Below are 16,495 nucleotides of genomic sequence, written 5' to 3'. Positions count from 1 at the left end.
TCCTGCTCACCGTCGTCCCGACCGTAACCGGTGCGGTCCGCGCCCTCACCCCATAGCCCTCCGCAAGCCCGGATCCTCCGCGCCGTTGCCCCGCCGTCCGCAAGCCTGCGCCCACCCCGAATCTGTCGTCGTTCCCCGGGTTCCGGCGGCAGATCCATCTCCAACAAGGAGTCGCCATGACCGTCAGATCCGTCCCCTGCTCGACCCGCGCCGTGTCGTCGCGGCAGCTCCATGCCGAGTCGGGAAGCCAGACCACCGAGTACGCGCTGATCATGGTCGTCGCCGCCACGATCGCCTCGCTCGCCCTGGCCTGGGTGCGCAACGGCGCCGTCGCCGGCCTGCTCGACGGTGTCCTCGATCACGTCCGAACCCTCTTCGGGATGGGGTGACGGCGGTGTCGTCCCGCCGTCGGGCGGCCGTGGCGCCCGGGCCGCTCCGACCCGACGGAGGGTCGGCGACGGTCGAGCTGGCGGCCGCGATCCCGCTGCTGGTCGCCGTCACCCTGGCCATGGTCGGTGTCCTCGGGCTGGCGCGCGACCACGTACTCGCACAAGGTGCTGCCCGCGAGGGAGCCAGGGAGGCCGCGATCGGCGGCGACGCCGCCCGTGCCTCGGCGGCCGCCCGCGCCGCCCTCCCGCACGGCCGCCCGGCCCGGGTGACCGTCGCGACCGCCGGACCCGACCGGGTCCGGGTCTCGGTCGAGCTCCCGGTCCGCCTGCCATTCGGCGGCCGCCCGCCGGCGGTCAGCGCCACCGCCGTCGCCGCCCGCGAGCCCGGTCCACCCCCGATTCCGGTCCTCCCATGACTGCTCCTGGGCAACCGGGAGGGGAGCGCGGAGGGGCGACCCTCCTCGGGTTGGCGCTGGCGGGGTTCATCCTCATGGTCGGGCTCGTCGGCGTGGACGTCGGAGCGCTGGTCGTCGCCCGGGCGGCGGCACAGACCGCGGCCGACCTGGCGGCGCTGGCCGCACTCGCTCCGCAACAGGGACAGGCAGTCTCCGCGGCGCCGGACCCGCGGGCCGTTGGGGCGGCGCCGGACCCGCGTGGGGCTCGGGCCGCCGGGATCGCGGCGGCCAATGGGGCCGAGCTGGTGGGGTGTGCCTGCTCGGCGGTCGAGGCGGTGGTCAGGGTCCGGCGGCGGTTGCGGCTCGTGCCTGGAGGCTTGATCGTGTCCGTCACCGCCACCGCGCGAGCCGTGCTCGGCCGGGTGCCACCGGCCGGTCGAGCGACCGTTGGGGCGGTCGACCTGTTGAGGGCAGTCGATGGGAACCAGGCGAAGCCGCTCCGTGACGCCCTCGAGGGCGAGGCAACCGGCCGACCTGCGCGCCAGCGCGAGCGCGGCGACGGCGGCGGTGCTGTTCGGGGCCTCGGTCATCGCCGTCAGGGTCGCCGTCCGGGAGATCCCGCCGGCAAGCCTCGCGGTCCTCCGGTTCGGGCTGGGCGGCCTGCTGCTCGCGGGGATCCTGCTGGTGGCCGCGCCAAGGTACCTGCGGACCCGATGGGAGCGGCTGCGTCTGTTCGGGCTGCTGGGGATCGTGATGTTCGTCCTGTTCCCGCTGACCTTCAACGTCGGGCTGCGGTACACCGAGGCGTCGCGGGGAGCGCTCATGCTCGCCACCATGCCGATCTGGAGCGCGGTGCTGGGGAGCTTCGCCGGCGAGCGCCTGTCTCGCCGTCAGGCGGTCGGCGTCGGGCTCTCGGTGCTCGGCATCGGCCTCGCCTTCGCGGAACCCGCAACGGCGATCGGCGGCGACGCCATGCAGCTGCTCGGTGACGGGCTGCTGCTCCTCACCGGGCTGCTCGGTGCGGTGTACGGCCTGATCGCGAAGCGGGTCCTCGCGGTGGACAGCCCAGCGACGGTCACGACCTACGCGATGCTGATCGGGGTGGCGCTGCTGCTCCCGGCGGCCTTCGTCGAGGGGCTGGTCCCGGCGGTCGGGCGGCTGGACGGGCGGCTGTTCGGCCTGGTCGTGTTCCTCGGCGTCCTTGGCGGCGCCGCGGCCTTCCAGCTGTGGACCTGGGCGCTGTCCCGGCTGACGCCGACCCAGGTCGCGGTCCACGTCAATCTGAACCCGATCGTCGCCGCCATCCTCGGCGTCGTGCTCCTGGGCGAGCGGCGCGCCGGCCTGTTCCTGCTTGGCTTCGCGGCCGTGGTGGCCGGGGTCCTGCTCGTCAACTGGCCGGGCCGCCGAGCCTGACGGTCCGAAGCCTGACGAGGGTCATGGCCCGATCGTCCGGGCAACCCGCAGCTCGGTCAGGTACCGCTTGGTGATCCGGCCGCCGTGGGCGGTGTCGATCAGGTGGGCGATGCAGTCGAGCAGGCCGGCCTGGGCTCGGGGGTCGAGGGCGCGGTGGCCGGAGTAGGTCAGGAGGACCTCGATGTAGCCGGTGGCCGTGTACGCCTGCTCCCACTCGTGGCGGCGGAAGCTCGCGGGTCCGAACCGGTGTGAGCGGTCGAGCTCGTCACTGGAGGTGGGGATGTCGGCGGCCGCCTTGAGCGGGGCGCCGCCGGGCGGGGTGTCGGGATCCCAGCGCTCGTAGCAGGCCTGCGCCTCGGCGAAGAACGACTCGTCGCCGCCGGCGATGTGATGGGTGGTGACGGTGGCGAGCGCGCCACCGGGCCGGAGCGCGTCGGCGGCCTTGACCACCCGCACCGCCGGGTCGATCCAGTGGAACGCGGTCGCGGCCAGGACCAGGTCGAACGGCTCCGCCGGCAGCGGCCAGTCCTCGAACGCGGCCGTGACGACCTCGACCGCGGGGAACCGGGCGAGGTTGCGCCGGGCCACCGCCGCCAGGCCGGCGCCGAGCTCGACGGCCACCACCCGGCAGCCGCGCTCAGCCAGCGGGACCGTCGCCTGGCCGGTGCCGGGGCCGATCTCCAGCACGCGGGCACCCGGCCCGACCCCCGCCAGCTCGGCCAGGTCGTCGAACAGGGCCGCCGGATAGCCGGGCCGCACCCGGTCGTACAGGTCGGCGACCTGGTCGAAGGTCGAGCGCAGCCGCTCCCGGTCATGGGTCATGCCTCGAGTCCCTCCGCCGGAACGACGTCACGCCCGCGGCTGGAGCCCGAATCCGTCAGGGCTCGGGTCCCAGGCATCCGCTCGTTGTCGGCGACTCTCCGTCAGAGGCGGCCGCTTCGTCGTCAGGGCCGGCGGCGTCATCCTCGGCGGTCTCCTCGTCATCTCGCCGCGTCCGCAACGCGGGCGGCCCCACGAGGGCCGAGGTGTACCCGTCAGCGGCGGCGGGCCTCCTCGTCGGCGGCGCGGGCGTGCTCGTCGGCGGCGCGGGCGTGCTCGTCGGCCGCACGGGTGTGCTCCTCGCGAACCGGGGTGGTCCCGGTGCGGTCGTCGAGGCGCTCCCGCCGGACGCTGGCCGGTTCGGGCGGGACGGTGGCGTCGGTGCGATCCCGGGTCGCGACGGTGTCGGCGCGGTCGCGGTCGGTGGTGGCGGCGGCGCGGACGCGGTCGGCGGTGGCCTCGGCGCGGTCGCGTTCGGCGACGGCGTCGTCCCGGTTGCGTTCGACCGTGCCGAGCTCGTCGCGGGAGGAGGACAGCTCCTGCCGCAGGCGGGCGTTCTCGCGCTCCAGCTCGTCGACCCGGCCCTCGGCGTCGCGGCGGCGCGACTTGAGCTCCTTGCGCCGGGTGCGACGGGTTCTCGAGGCCCCGAAGGCGAGGAACAGGAACAGGGCGACCAGGAAGCCGAGCCCGGCGGCCACGATCAGCAGCTGGCCCTCGCTGAGCTGGCCGAACGACCGGTCGAGGAGCGTGGCCGTTGACGGGTCGTTGTTCTCGAGCCCGGCGGCGCCCAGCACGACAAGGCAGAGGATGGCGAGCAACAGGAACAGGACGGCCATTTGGCGCCTCCTCAAGGATCACGAGTTCACTGGTTCGATCGTCAGCCTCTAGCTGCCCCGTAACTCAGCTCATCAAACGGGGCAAGCTCGCGCCGGGAGCTCAGCCGTCGCCCGACCCGCGGGCCGGGTCGACCTGGCCGGCGGCGTCCAGGGCCCAGCGGGCGGCGGTCTCGGCGTCGGGGGCCACGGGGAACGCGGGAACCGGCTGGCCGTCGAGGTGCAGGGACCAGGTGGCCAGGCCGATCACCGGGACGCCGGTGCGGAGGGCGAGGGCGATCTCGGAGAGGGTCCCGAACCCGCCGCCGACGGCCACCAGGGCGTCGCTGGAGCGGACCAGAAGCAGGTTGCGGCCCTGGCCCATGCCGGTGGGGACGGCAACGCTGAGGAGGCGGTTGGCGTCGGCGCGGTCGAGGCCGGGAAGGAGGCCGACCGTGATCCCCCCGGCCGACCTGGCCCCGCGGCAGACCGCCTCCATGACGCCGGGACCGCCGCCGCACACCACCACCGCGCCCCCCTCGGCCAGCCTCCGGCCGAGGAGCTCGCCCTGGTCCAGCAGCTCCGCCTCCGCCCGTGACGCCCCCGCCACCCCGACGTAGAGGCTCACAGCCCGCCCCGGAAACCGCCGCCCGCCGGGAACCCCGTCCGCGGCCTCGGGGCAACCGAGGCGTCACGTGCCGGGTTCCGCCTTCCCGCCGAGGCCCTCATCCCCGTCCACCGCGAACCACCGCACCCCGTCCCCGTCCCCGACCCCGGCCGCCGGGAACCCGCCCGGCCGGCGACGGAACGGCCCCGAGGTCGGCGAGGAGCTCGTCCAGCAGGCGGACCGCGCCGGCCTTGTCCAGAGGGTTGTTGCCGTTGCCGCACTTGGGGGACTGGACGCAGGAGGGGCAGCCGGTCTCGCAGGGGCAGGAGCGGACGGTGTCGCGGGTGGCCTGGAGGTGCTCGAGGGCGCGGCGGTGGCCCTGCTCGGCGATGCCGGCGCCGCCTGGGTAGCCGTCGTAGACGAAGATCGTGGCCGCGCCCGTGTCCGGGTGCCAGGCGGTGGAGAGGCCGCCGATGTCCCAGCGGTCGCACATGGCGAACAGGGGCAGCAGCCCGATCTGGGCGTGCTCGGCGGCGTGGGCGGCGCCGGGGACGTCCCTGGGGCCGAGGGCGGCGGCGTCCAGCAGGCCGGGGGAGAGCGTGTACCAGTAGGCGACGGTCGCCAGCCGGGCCGGGGGGAGGTCGAGCTCCTCGTGGCCGAGCAGCTCCCCCGTGCCGACCCGGCGGCGCTCGAACCCGACGACCTGCTCGGAGACGTCGACCCGGCCCAGCCAGAGGGTGGAGCGGGGCAGCTTCACCTGCCGGGTCGGCTCGACGACGGCGATGTCGACGTCGCTCCGGGCCTGGGTGTACTCGTCGCCCTTGGCCTCGGTCACCAGGGCGACCCCGTTGCCGAGGTCGAGCTCGGCGACCTTGAAGTGTTCGCCCTGGTGGAGGTAGACGGCGCCGCGGTGCACGGTCGACGGCGCCCGCGCCCGGTCGACCGTGCCGATAACCTGGCCGGAGTCGGCGGCGACGATGGTGACCGGGCTGCCGCCGGCGTTGCGGATGTCGACCTGGTCGGCCTGGCTGCGGCCGGAGCCGGGGTGCAGCTTGTCGCCCCGGCGGCGCAGCGCCGCCTCGGCCTCGAGGGCGCCGGCCAGGGCCCGCGCGCTGTCGCCCCCGAACAGCTCCAGGTCGGCGTCGGTCAGGGGGCCCTCGTAGGCGGCGCAGAGCAGATGCGGGGCGAGCACGTAGGGGTTGGTGGGGTCGACCAGGGCGGCCTCGTGGGGGCGGCCGAACAGGTCGGCGGGGTGGTGCAGCAGGTAGGCGTCGAGCGGGTCGTCCTTGCCGACCAGCACGGCCAGCGACGGCTCGCCCTGGCGGCCGGCCCGGCCGGCCTGCTGCCACATCGAGGCGACCGTGCCCGGGTAGCCGTCGAGCACGACCGCGTCCAGCCCGCCGACGTCCATGCCCAGCTCGAGGGCGTTGGTGGTGGCGAGCCCGAGCAGCCGGCCCGAGACCAGGCCCTGCTCCAGCTCGCGACGCTCCTCGGCCAGGTAGCCGGCCCGGTAGGCGCGGACCCGGCCGGCCAGGCGGCGGTCGACCTGGGCGACCCGGCCGCGGGCGAAGGTGGCCACCAGCTCGGCCGACTTGCGCGAGCGGGTGAAGCACAGGGTCCGGACCCCGGCCTCGACGGCCCCGGCCAGCCAGGCGGCCGACTCGGTGTTGGCGCTGCGCCGCAGCCCGGTGGTCTCGTCCAGCAGCGGCGGCTCCCAGAGGGCGAAGGCGACCGGGCCGCGCGGGGAGCCGTCCTCGGTGACCGCCTCCACCGGCAGGCCGACCAGCCGGGAGGCCAGCTCGGCCGGGTTGCCGAGGGTGGCCGAGGCGAGCACGAAGGTCGGGCTGGCCCCGTAGCGGGCGGCCAGGCGGCGCAGGCGGCGCAGGATCACGGCCACGTGCGAGCCGAACACCCCGCGCAGGGTGTGGGCCTCGTCGACGACCACGAAGGCGAGCCGGCCGAGGAAGGCGGCCCAGCGCTCGTGCCCGGGGAGGATGCCGCGGTGGAGCATGTCGGGGTTGGTCAGCACCAGGTTGGCGCTGCGCCGGATCATCGGCCGGTCGGCGGACGGGGTGTCGCCGTCGTAGGCGGACGCCCGGATCCCGGCCAGGGCGAACGACCGGATGGCGCGGAGCTGGTCGCGGGCCAGGGCCTTGGTGGGGGAGAGGTACAGGGCGCTGCGGTGGCCGTCGCCGAGCAGGGCGTCGAACACCGGCAGCTGGTAGCAGAGGCTCTTGCCGGAGGCGGTGCCGGTGGCCACCACCACATTGCGCCCGGCCCGGGCCAGGGCGACGGCCGCCGCCTGGTGGGACCAGAGCGCCTCCACCCCCCGGGCGGCCAGCCGCGAGCGCACCACCTCGGGCAGGTCGGCCGGCGGCGCCGCAAGCCGCGCCGGCCGGGCCGGCAGGCGCTCCAGGTGCACGAGCTGGCCTCGGTAGTCCGGGTCCCCGACGAGGTCGTCCACCAGCGCGACAGGGTCATTCACGCCGTCATGGTAGCCGCCGCCCGGACATCGCCGGTCGCGGCCGTCCTCAGCCGAGCTTGCCGGCGCGGAGCCGGCCGAACAGGGCGTAGGCGCCGGGCTGGAGGCGGACCACCGACGCCCCGCCGGCGCTGCCGGCCGCACTCGGCACGGGCAGGTTCCTGATGCCGCCGGGGGGCACCTTGTTGGCCAGCAGGGCCAGGCGCAGCAGCTCCGGGAACGGCAGGTCGGTCTTGACCTCGTCGCGGACGACGCCGAGCCAGGTCATCATCTTGGCCGGGTCCTCGGCGATCTGGCGCTGGAAGGTCCCCAGGCCGCCGACCAGGAGCTGGCCCTGGTGGCGGGAGCGGTCGAAGTCGCCGCCGGGCAGGGTCTTGCGGGCGCGGGCGTAGGCGAGCGCCTGGCGGCCGTTGAGCTTCTGCTTCCCCTTGTTCAGGAAGGCGCCGGCGAAGGCGTCGCGCAGGTTCATGTCGACGTTGACCTGGACCCCGCCGACCTTGTTGACGATGTCGGTGAGCCCGTCGAACGAGGTCAGCGCGTAGTAGTCGATGGTCAGGCCGGTGAGCTGCTCGAAGGTCGCGACCAGCAGCTTGGGGCCGCCGAAGGCCATGGCCGCGTTGATCTTGTTGGGGCCGTGGCCGGGGATGGGCACGTAGCTGTCGCGGGGGAAGCTGAGCACGACCCCGCGTCGCTTGGCCGTGTCGACGACGACCAGCTGGAGGGCGTCGGCCCGGCCGCCCTCGACGCTGCCGCCGCGGCCGAACTTGGGCGCGCCCGCGTCCGACCCGATGGTCAGCAGGACGATCCGCCGCTTGAGGGCAGGCGTGGCCGAGCCCTCATGGGCCCGCTGGACCGTGATCGCCGGCCCGTCCTGGGCGGTGGCCGCCTTCCGGGGCGAGGTGGCCACGACCAGGCCGGCGGCCAGGGCCGCCACCAGCCCGAGGACGGTGACCCAGGTCAGGCCTCTGCGCCGCGTGACCGTCACTTGAGCGGCCCCGTGCGGCTGTCGAAGTCGGCGATCCGCCAGCCCTCGCCGGTGGCCAGCAGCTGCAGCACCGAGCGGAGGTGGACCTGCCCGCTGCCCTGGGCGGTGTCGGCGGTGCCGTCGAAGGCGAGCCGGACGGTGGCGGCCGCGGGCCGCCGGTCGCCGTACAGGACCACCGCCCGGGCGCTCGCCCGGCCCGGCCGGACGGCGCTCACCTTGGCCGCGGCCGCGCCCAGGGACAGGGCGTCGAGCTGCTTGCGGGCCGACGCCCTGACCGGCTTGTCGAACAGCCCGAGCAGCTCGTCCCAGCCGGCCTCGCCGCCGGCCGCGTCGACGTAGGCGGCGGTCAGGTAGCGGTCGAGGAACCGCTCCAGCCCCGGGGCGGCCTGCTTGGCCGCGCGCTTGGCGCTCGGGCCGCCTGGGGGAACCCTGGCCGTGGCGACCAGCTTGACCTGGAGCGGCCGGGCCGGGGCGGCCGGGTTGGCGGTGGAGCCGGGGGCCTGCCCGGCCTGCTCGGACCGGTCGCCCGAGGTGCAGCCGGCGACGGCCAGGACGGCCGCGAGCACGCCGGCGGACCCGATCATGCGCAGCCTGGGGTTCCTGTGAACAGCCACGATCACCTGTTCGGAGAGGTTTGCAAGGCGCCGCGTAGGCTACCAAACCCCCCTGACGTTGCCCTGAGACGCCCAGGCGGCCTATCGTTGCACGTCCTCAGCCCGCGAGACTGGAGAGAGGATGGATCTCGACCTCAACGTGCGCAAGGATGGCGACCACTCGGTGCTCGAGGTGGCCGGCGAGATCGACGTCTACACCGCGCCAAAGCTGCGAGAGCAGCTCATCGAGCTGGTCAGCGACGGGTCCTACCACATCGTCGTCGACCTGGAGAAGGTCGACTTCCTGGACTCGACCGGGCTCGGGGTGCTGGTCGGTGGGCTGAAGCGGGTCCGCAACCACGACGGCTCGCTGCAGCTGGTCTGCACCCAGGAGAAGATCCTCAAGATCTTCCGGATCACCGGACTGACCAAGGTCTTCCCCATCCACAGCTCGGTCGGCGACGCCATCTCGGCCCCGGCCGAATAGCGTCCGGACGTGGATGTCGACGCCGGCGGGCTGCCGGCCACCGTCCGCCTGGCCTTCCCGCCGGAGCCGCGGCTGCTGGGCACCGTCCGCCTGGTCGTCGGCATCGTCGCCCGCAAGGCCGGGCTGGGCGAGGAGGGCATCGAGGACCTCAAGGTGGCCGTGTCCGAGACCTGCGCGGTCGCGGTCGGCGACCTGAACAAGGCCGGCCGCCCCGACCCGATCGAGGTCGACCTGGTCGAGGGGGCCGACCGCTTCGGGATCGAGGTCCGCGACCGGGCCCCGGCGCACCCGGCGGGTGCCGGCCACTCCGCCGACGGCGAGGTCGACGACCGGGAGCTCGGCCTCGCCCTGGTCGGCGCCCTGGTCGACGACCTCAAGACCTCGACCCTGGAGGACGGCGGCACCCGCACCACCTTCTGGCTCCGGCGCGGGCCGGGCGGCCTGGGCCCCGACGACCTACCGCCGCCCCTCACCTGAGGCGTCGGCCACCTTTCATGGGTTGCCCGGTTCTCCGGCCCGTGGCTATGATCCGCCCAATCCTCGCGGGCTCGCGGGACGGCCGGTTCCCTGGGCAGGTATCCGGGACGACGCCGGGCCGGGGCCCGCGCTCGACTCTTTCCGCTCGAACCGTCCAGGGCCTCGGCCTGGACACCGGGCTTGATCCAACGCCCCAGCGCTGGGGCGTCGAGGAGGTCTGATGAGCCCAGTACGGCTGCTGGCGCAGGAGGCAAGCGCCGAGGTCGAGTTCGGCTCCGGGGAGAACCTGGCCCTGTTCGCCATCATGGCGGTCTGCATCGTCGCCCTGCTGGTCGCGTTCGTCCTGGTCCGGCAGGTCCTGGCCGCCGACCAGGGCACCGACAAGATGCGCGAGATCGCCCGGGCCATCCAGGAGGGCAGCCGCGCCTACCTGAACCGGCAGTTCCGCACCCTGGCCGTCTTCGTCGTCCTGCTGTTCCTCCTCCTGCTGCTGCTGGAGGCCGACTCCGGCTCGGTCCGGATCGGCCGGTCGGTCGCCTTCCTGGTCGGGGCCGTCTTCTCGGCCCTGGCCGGCTACACCGGCATGCAACTGGCCGTGCGGGCCAACGTGCGGGTCGCGGCCGCGGCCGACCAGGGCGGGCTCCTCAAGGCCATGCCGATCGCCTTCCGGGCCGGCGGGGTGGCCGGCATGTTCGTGGTCGGCCTGGGGCTGCTCGGCGCCGCCGGGGTGGTCCTCGTCTACCGGGGCGACGCCGCCAGCGTGCTGTTCGGCTTCGGCTTCGGGGCGGCCCTGCTGGCCATGTTCATGCGGGTCGGCGGGGGCATCTTCACCAAGGCCGCCGACGTGGGCGCCGACCTGGTCGGCAAGGTCGAGCAGTCGATCCCCGAGGACGACCCCCGCAACGCGGCCACCATCGCCGACAACGTCGGCGACAACGTCGGCGACTGCGCCGGCATGGCCGCCGACCTGTTCGAGTCCTTCGAGGTGACGCTGGTCGCGGCGATCGTGCTCGGCCTGGCCGCCTTCCCCGACCGCCCGGCCGTGGGCCTGCTGTTCCCCCTGGTCGTGCAGGCCATCGGGATCGTCTCGTCGATCGCCGGCATCTACCTGGTCCGGCCGCGCTCGGAGACCGAGAGCGGCATGCGCACCATCAACCGGGGGTTCTTCGCCGCGGCGGCCATCTCGCTGGTGCTGGTCGGGATCGCCTCGATCGTCTACGTGGAGGACTGGCGGCCGGTGGCCGCGGTCGCCCTCGGGCTCGCCCTGTCCACCGTGATCCAGCTCATGACCTCCTATTACACCGGGACCCAGTACAAGCCGGTGCGGGAGATCGCCGAGGCCTCGGAGACCGGGCCGGCCACCACCATCCTGTCCGGCTTCGCGTCCGGCCTGGAGTCGTCGGTCTACGCCATCCTGGCCATCGTCGGCGCCATCGTCGGGGCCGTGCTCATCGGCAGCGGCGAGGGCCTCGACTTCCAGCTCTACATGATCTCGCTGGCCGGGATGGGCATGCTCACCACCGTGGGCGTGGTGGTGTCGATGGACACCTTCGGGCCGATCAGCGACAACGCCCAGGGCATCGCCGAGATGTCCGGCGGCGTCGGCGAGCGCGGAGCCTCGGTGCTGACCTCCTTGGACGCGGTCGGCAACACCACCAAGGCGATCACCAAGGGCGTCGCCATCGCCACCGCCGTCCTGGCCGCGACCAGCCTGTTCGGGTCGTTCCGGCGGGCCCTGCTGGAGGCCGGATTGCCCCTCGAGGAGGTCGACATCCCGATCGAGCAGCCGAGCGTGCTGGTCGGCCTGCTGATCGGCGGCTCGGTGGCGTTCATGTTCTCCGCCCAGGCCATCCGGGCCGTCGGCCGGGCCGCCGGCCGGGTGGTGTTCGAGGTCCGCCAGCAGTTCAAGGACCACCCCGGGATCATGGACTACACCGAGCGGCCCAACTACGGCGCCGTGGTCGACATCTGCACCCGCGACTCGCTGCGCGAGCTGCTCACCCCGGGGCTGCTGGCCGTGCTGGCCCCGATCGCCACCGGGTTCCTGTTCGAGTCGGCCGCGCTCGGCGCCTACCTGGCCGGGGCGATCCTCACCGGGCAGCTCCTGGCGGTCATGCTGTCGATCTCGGGCGGCGCCTGGGACAACGCCAAGAAGTTCGTGGAGGACGGCCACCACGGCGGCAAGAACTCCGAGCCCCACAAGGCGACCGTGATCGGCGACACCGTCGGCGACCCCTTCAAGGACACCGCCGGCCCGGCCCTGAACCCGCTCATCAAGGTGATGAACCTGGTCGCGGTGCTGATCGCCCCCACCGTGGTCGCCCTGGCCGACAACGAGCTGGCGCGGTTCTCGGTCGCGGCGGCGGCCGTCGCCGTGCTCGCCTGGGCCCTGTGGCGCTCCAACCGCCTCGGCGGGGTCGCCCTGGCCACCCCCGCGGACGAGCCCCCGCTCCCGAACCAGCCCGAGCACCATCCGGAGACCCAGCGATCGTCAACCTGAGCAGGGCTGTGGGTGGTGGGGTGTAGGGTCGTCGGGAATACGGGAAGCCGCTCTGGCCTTGACAGAACAGGCGGCCGGTCGGCAACACTACGCCGATCCGCCCGATCCCCTTACGACGAACGAAGGATTTCCATTGGCACGCAACCTGGTCGTGGTCGAGTCGCCGGCCAAGGCGAAGACCATCGGCAAGTACCTGGGCAAGGACTACGACGTGGTCGCCTCCATGGGCCACGTCCGTGACCTGCCCAAGTCGGACTTTGCCGTGGACATCGACGGCGGCGTCTCCGTCACCTACGAGGTGACCCAGAAGGGCAAGAAGGTCGTCTCCAGCATCCGCAAGGCCGCCAAGGCGGCCGACCAGGTGTTCCTCGCCACCGACCCCGACCGCGAGGGCGAGGCGATCGCCTGGCACATCGCCGAGGCGGCCAAGCTGGCCGCCGGCTCCACCCGCCGGGTCACCTTCACCGAGATCACCGCCGACGCGGTCCGGCGGGCCTTCGCCGACCCCCGCGACATCGACGACCGCCTGGTCGACGCCCAGCAGGCCCGCCGGGTGGTCGACCGGATCGTCGGCTACAAGCTGTCGCCGGTGCTGTGGCGCAAGGTCCGGGCCGGCCTGTCCGCCGGCCGGGTCCAGTCGGCCGCCCTCAAGATGATCGTCGACCGCGAGCGCGAGATCGACGCCTTCCAGGCCCGCGAGTACTGGAGCCTCGAGGCCGACCTGGCCACCGAGGCCGACGAGGCGGTCCACGCCCGCTACCCCGTGGGCGAGAAGCAGAAGTTCGTCCTCGGCGACGAGGGCTCGGCCACCGCCGCCGCCGAGACGGCCCGGGCCGCCACCTGGACGGTCGAGCGGGTCGACAAGAGCGAGCGCAAGCGCAGCGCCGCGCCCCCGTTCATCACCTCCACCCTGCAGCAGGAGGCCTCCCGCAAGCTGGGCTTCTCCTCCAAGCGGACCATGGCCGTGGCCCAGCAGCTCTACGAGGGGATCGAGCTGCCCGGCGAGGGCTCGGTCGGGCTCATCACCTACATGCGCACCGACTCGCCGGCCCTGTCCCAGGCCGCCCAGGACGACATCGCCAGCCTGGTCGCCGAGCGCTACGGGCCCAACTACGTCAAGCGCACCCAGTACAAGGCCAGGGCCAAGCAGGCCCAGGAGGCCCACGAGGGGATCCGCCCGACCGCCGTGGCCCGCACCCCCGAGTCGGTCGCCGCCCACCTCGACCCGGCCCAGCGGCGGCTGTACGAGCTGATCTGGAAGCGGGCCGTGGCCTCCCAGATGGCCCAGGCCGTCTACGACCAGACCAGCGTGGACATCAAGGCCGGGGACCTGATCTTCCGGGCGACCGGGTCGGTGCTGCGCTTCGACGGGTTCGTGCGGGTGTACCTGGAGGGCCGCGACGACGACGTCGAGGAGGAGGCCGGCACCCTGCCCGAGCTGACCGTGGGGCAGGTGCTGCGGCTGGTCGAGCTCACCCCCGAGCAGCACTTCACCGAGCCGCCGCCCCGCTACACCGAGGCCAGCCTGGTCAAGGCCCTCGAGGAGCACGGCATCGGCCGGCCCTCGACCTACTCGCCGACCATCTCGACGCTGATGGACCGCAAGTACGTGCGGCTGGACCGCAAGCGGTTCCATCCCGAGGACGTCGGCATCGTCGTCACCGACCTCCTCGCCGACGTGTTCCCCAAGGTCATCGACCTCGGCTTCACGGCCGAGATGGAGGAGGACCTGGACCGCATCGCCAGCGGGGCCAAGCCGTGGGAGCCGATCGTCAAGACCTTCTTCGAGGAGGTCGAGGGCACCATCGCCGAGCGCCAGGAGAAGGTGTCGCGGCCCGAGGAGGCGACCGACGAGCTCTGCCCCACCTGCGGCGAGGAGACCGGGGCCAAGCTGGTCCGCAAGTGGGGCCGGTACGGCTGGTTCCTGTCCTGCAGCCGCTACCCGGACTGCAAGTACCGGCGCAACGCCAACCAGTCGGCCGAGCAGGCGGCCGAGCAGGCCGAGCCCGAGCTGACCGACGTGCCCTGCCCCAAGTGCGGCAAGCCGATGATCAAGCGCAGCGGCCGTTTCGGGCCGTTCCTCGGCTGCTCCGACTACCCCAAGTGCCGGGGCATCAAGAACCTGGGCGAGCAGTCGTTCGGGACCTGCCCCAAGTGCGGCCAGGGCGAGGTCGTCTCCAAGCGGACCAAGCGCGGCAAGACCTTCTACAGCTGCAACCGCTACCCCGACTGCGACTTCGCCCTCTGGCAGGCGCCGCTGTCCCAGCCCTGCCCGACCTGCGGCAGCCTGCTCGCCCCCGACAAGGACCCGGACACCGCCACCTGCGCCAAGTGCGGCACCCAGGTCCGCGTGTCCGAGCTGGTCAGCGTCTGAGCCGGGTCCTCCGATGGGTGACCCGGGCCGCCTGATCGCCTTCGAGGGCGTCGAGGGGTCCGGCAAGTCGACCCAGCTGGAGCTGCTCCGGCGGCTCCTGGAGGAGCGGGGCCGCGAGGTGGTGGTGACCCGCGAGCCGGGCGGCACCCCGGCCGGGGAGCGGGTCCGGGCGCTGGTCCTGGACCCCGCGGTCGAGCTCCACCCGCGGGCCGAGGCGCTGCTGTTCGCCGCCGCCCGGGCCGAGCTGGTCGAGGCCGTGATCCGCCCGGCCCTGGAGCGGGGCGCGGTCGTCCTCTGCGACCGCTACCTGGACTCGTCCCTGGCCTACCAGGGGGGCGCCCGCGGGCTCGGCCGGGGCCCGGTCGAGCAGATCAACCGGTTCGCCACCGGCGGGCTCCTGCCCGACCTGGTGGTGCTGCTCGACCTCGACCCGGCCGCCGGCCTGGCCCGCCGACCCCGCGACCCCGACCGGATCGAGGCCCAGGACCTCGGCTTCCACCGCCGGGTCCGGGACGCCTTCCGCGACCTGGCCGCCGCCGAGCCCGGACGGTTCGCCGTGGTCGACGCCGCCGCCCCGGTGGCCGAGGTCGCCGACCAGGTCCGGGCCGCCGTCCTCGGGCTGCTGTCATGAGCGACCCCTCGATCTGGGACCTGGTCGTCGGGCACGACGAGGCCGTGGCCATGCTCAAGGAGGCGGTGGCCGGCGACCGGGTCACCCACGCCTGGCTGTTCACCGGCCCCCCGGGGATCGGCAAGCTCCACACGGCCAGGGTGTTCGCCGCCGCCCTGAACTGCCCGGCCGGGGGCGACGGTACCTGCGACACCTGCCGCCGCATCCTCCGCGGCGTCCACCCCGACGTCCACCTGATCGTCCCCGAGGGCGACAACCTCCTGGTCGAGGACGTCCGGGCCGTCCGCGAGGAGGCCTCCCGCACCCACCACGAGGCCGCGGTGGCCGTGTTCATCCTCGACGAGGCGGACCGGCTCACCGAGGCCGCCGCCAACGCCCTCCTCAAGGTTCTCGAGGAACCCCCCGTGGACGTGGTCTTCGTCCTGGTCGCCCGCAGCGCCGAGGCCCTGGTCGGCACCGTCCCCTCCCGGGCCCGCACCCTGCCGTTCGTGAGCCTGTCGCTGGCCGAGCTGACCGCCGCCCTCGGCGACGGCCTCCAGCTCGACCCCGCCCAGACCACCTGGGCCGCCGCGGCCAGCCACGGCCGCCTGGCCCGGGCCAGGGCCCTCCTCACCGACGAGGCCGCCCGCACCCGCCGCGCCACCGTCCTCGACCTCACCGAGCGCCTCGCCGGCGGCCAGCCCTCCGACGCCCTGGCCGCCGCCGCCACCGTGGTCGCGATCGCCGACGAGGTCGCCGCCGCCGCCCGCCTCCGCCAGGAACGCGAGCTGGCCGAGCTGGAGGAGGCCTTCGGCACCGGCCGCGGCACCGGCGCGTTGCGGAAACGGCTCGAGACCCGACACCGCCGCGAGCTCCGCCGGGTCCGGTTCGACGCCATCCGCGACGCCGTCGCCGACCTCCTCGGGGCCTACCGGGACATCGTCCTGCTCAGCGGCGGGGGAGAGCCGGGGTCGGGGTCGCCCGGGGAGGCGCCCCTGGTGCACCCGGACAAGGCCGGTTCGTTCGGGCGCCTGGCCGCCAGGACCGACCCGGCCAGCGCCCTCCGCGCCGCCGGCGCCCTGGAGGAGGCCGACCGCCGTCTGGCCATCGGCGCCGCCCCCCTCCTGACCCTTGAGGCCGCCTTCCTCTCCGCCCAGGCGGCACTGCGCGGCCCGGCCGTTCCCATCAACCGCCTCGCCATCCGCCGCTGACGCCCGGTTTGCGCCCCGGGATGCCGTGGGACCCGCCCCTCGACGGGGAGGAGGTGGTGGGCATGGCAGCCGGACGGAGGAACGGGCCGTCCCTGTTCTGGCCCGGCGTCCTGGTCGGCGTCGGCATCGCCGGCACCCTCGACGAGGTGATCCTCCACCAGCTCCTCGGCTGGCACCACTTCTACGACCGCTCGACCGCCACCGTCGGCCTCGTCTCCGACGGCATCTTCCACCTCTTCAGCACCGCCGTCCTCGTCCTCGGCGCCATCCAGCTGGTCGAACGCCGCCGCACCTCCCCCGACCCACCCCGCCTCGCTCTCGCCGGCATCCTCCTCGGCGCC

The 16,495-nt window shown here is 74.1% G+C and carries 15 protein-coding genes and 1 pseudogene; 10 read left to right on the top strand and 6 right to left on the bottom strand.

The window, feature by feature from the left end; all coding sequences use genetic code 11:
* Positions 1-176: 176 nt before the first annotated feature.
* The 3 genes from VF468_21710 (at position 177) to VF468_21700 (ending at position 2,197) form a co-directional block, all read left to right on the top strand.
* The gene (locus tag VF468_21710; GenBank protein HEX5880906.1) at positions 177-389 is read left to right on the top strand and encodes a DUF4244 domain-containing protein; all 213 of its coding nucleotides are present in this window, start codon (positions 177-179) and stop codon (positions 387-389) included.
* A gap of 5 nt (positions 390-394) precedes the next feature.
* Entirely contained in the window at positions 395-805 is a 411-nt protein-coding gene (locus VF468_21705) for a TadE family type IV pilus minor pilin (protein ID HEX5880905.1), read from the top strand.
* Positions 806-1,285: 480 nt separating this feature from the next.
* Complete coding sequence (locus VF468_21700; GenBank protein HEX5880904.1) at positions 1,286-2,197, top strand: DMT family transporter; 912 nt, start codon at positions 1,286-1,288, stop codon at positions 2,195-2,197.
* A 21-nt stretch (positions 2,198-2,218) separates the two neighbouring features.
* On the opposite strand, the gene VF468_21695 is transcribed toward VF468_21700, so the two are convergent.
* The 6 genes from VF468_21695 to VF468_21670 all read right to left on the bottom strand — a co-directional run bounded on the left by VF468_21695 (position 2,219) and on the right by VF468_21670 (position 8,486).
* Positions 2,219-3,019 (bottom strand): class I SAM-dependent methyltransferase, encoded by an 801-nt coding sequence (locus VF468_21695; protein HEX5880903.1) that lies wholly within the window; start codon positions 3,017-3,019, stop codon positions 2,219-2,221.
* Between the two features lie 212 nt (positions 3,020-3,231).
* A complete protein-coding gene (locus tag VF468_21690; GenBank protein HEX5880902.1) occupies positions 3,232-3,852 on the bottom strand; it encodes a hypothetical protein in 621 nt (206 codons plus the stop codon).
* 100 nt (positions 3,853-3,952) lie between these two features.
* On the bottom strand, positions 3,953-4,408 hold the full coding sequence (locus VF468_21685; GenBank protein ID HEX5880901.1) for a TIGR00725 family protein: 456 nt from the start codon (positions 4,406-4,408) through the stop codon (positions 3,953-3,955).
* A 145-nt stretch (positions 4,409-4,553) separates the two neighbouring features.
* Complete coding sequence (locus VF468_21680) at positions 4,554-6,920, bottom strand: DEAD/DEAH box helicase (GenBank protein HEX5880900.1); 2,367 nt, start codon at positions 6,918-6,920, stop codon at positions 4,554-4,556.
* Between the two features lie 46 nt (positions 6,921-6,966).
* Positions 6,967-7,902: an LCP family protein gene (locus VF468_21675; protein ID HEX5880899.1), complete on the bottom strand. Its 936-nt coding sequence runs from the start codon at positions 7,900-7,902 to the stop codon at positions 6,967-6,969.
* Positions 7,899-8,486 carry a hypothetical protein gene (locus VF468_21670; protein ID HEX5880898.1) on the bottom strand — a complete coding sequence of 196 codons (588 nt, stop codon included), beginning with the start codon at positions 8,484-8,486 and terminating at the stop codon, positions 7,899-7,901. Before VF468_21670 ends, VF468_21675 begins: the two co-directional genes overlap by 4 nt.
* 151 nt (positions 8,487-8,637) lie before the next feature.
* On the opposite strand from VF468_21670, the gene VF468_21665 reads away from it, so the two are divergent.
* The 7 genes and pseudogenes from VF468_21665 to VF468_21635 all read left to right on the top strand — a co-directional run.
* Positions 8,638-8,982 (top strand): STAS domain-containing protein, encoded by a 345-nt coding sequence (locus tag VF468_21665; protein ID HEX5880897.1) that lies wholly within the window; start codon positions 8,638-8,640, stop codon positions 8,980-8,982.
* A 9-nt stretch (positions 8,983-8,991) separates the two neighbouring features.
* Positions 8,992-9,459, top strand: a complete 468-nt coding sequence (locus VF468_21660; GenBank protein HEX5880896.1) for an ATP-binding protein — start codon at positions 8,992-8,994, stop codon at positions 9,457-9,459.
* A 220-nt stretch (positions 9,460-9,679) separates the two neighbouring features.
* Positions 9,680-11,959, top strand: a complete 2,280-nt coding sequence (locus VF468_21655; protein HEX5880895.1) for a sodium-translocating pyrophosphatase — start codon at positions 9,680-9,682, stop codon at positions 11,957-11,959.
* Between the two features lie 133 nt (positions 11,960-12,092).
* Positions 12,093-14,333, top strand: a complete 2,241-nt coding sequence (gene topA, locus VF468_21650; GenBank protein HEX5880894.1) for a type I DNA topoisomerase — start codon at positions 12,093-12,095, stop codon at positions 14,331-14,333.
* 34 nt (positions 14,334-14,367) lie between these two features.
* Positions 14,368-14,934, top strand: a pseudogene (gene tmk / locus VF468_21645) (dTMP kinase).
* Positions 14,935-14,960: 26 nt separating this feature from the next.
* Entirely contained in the window at positions 14,961-16,154 is a 1,194-nt protein-coding gene (locus VF468_21640; protein HEX5880893.1) for an AAA family ATPase, read from the top strand.
* Between the two features lie 62 nt (positions 16,155-16,216).
* Positions 16,217-16,495, top strand: a 279-nt coding sequence (locus VF468_21635) for a DUF2243 domain-containing protein (protein HEX5880892.1), incomplete at its 3' end; no start/stop codon positions are given.

The organism is Actinomycetota bacterium (assembly GCA_036280995.1).
Lineage (GTDB): Bacteria > Actinomycetota > CALGFH01 > CALGFH01 > CALGFH01 > CALGFH01.
The sequence above is the reverse complement of the archived record's forward strand: the minus strand, read 5'-3'. Positions and strand labels throughout refer to the sequence as shown.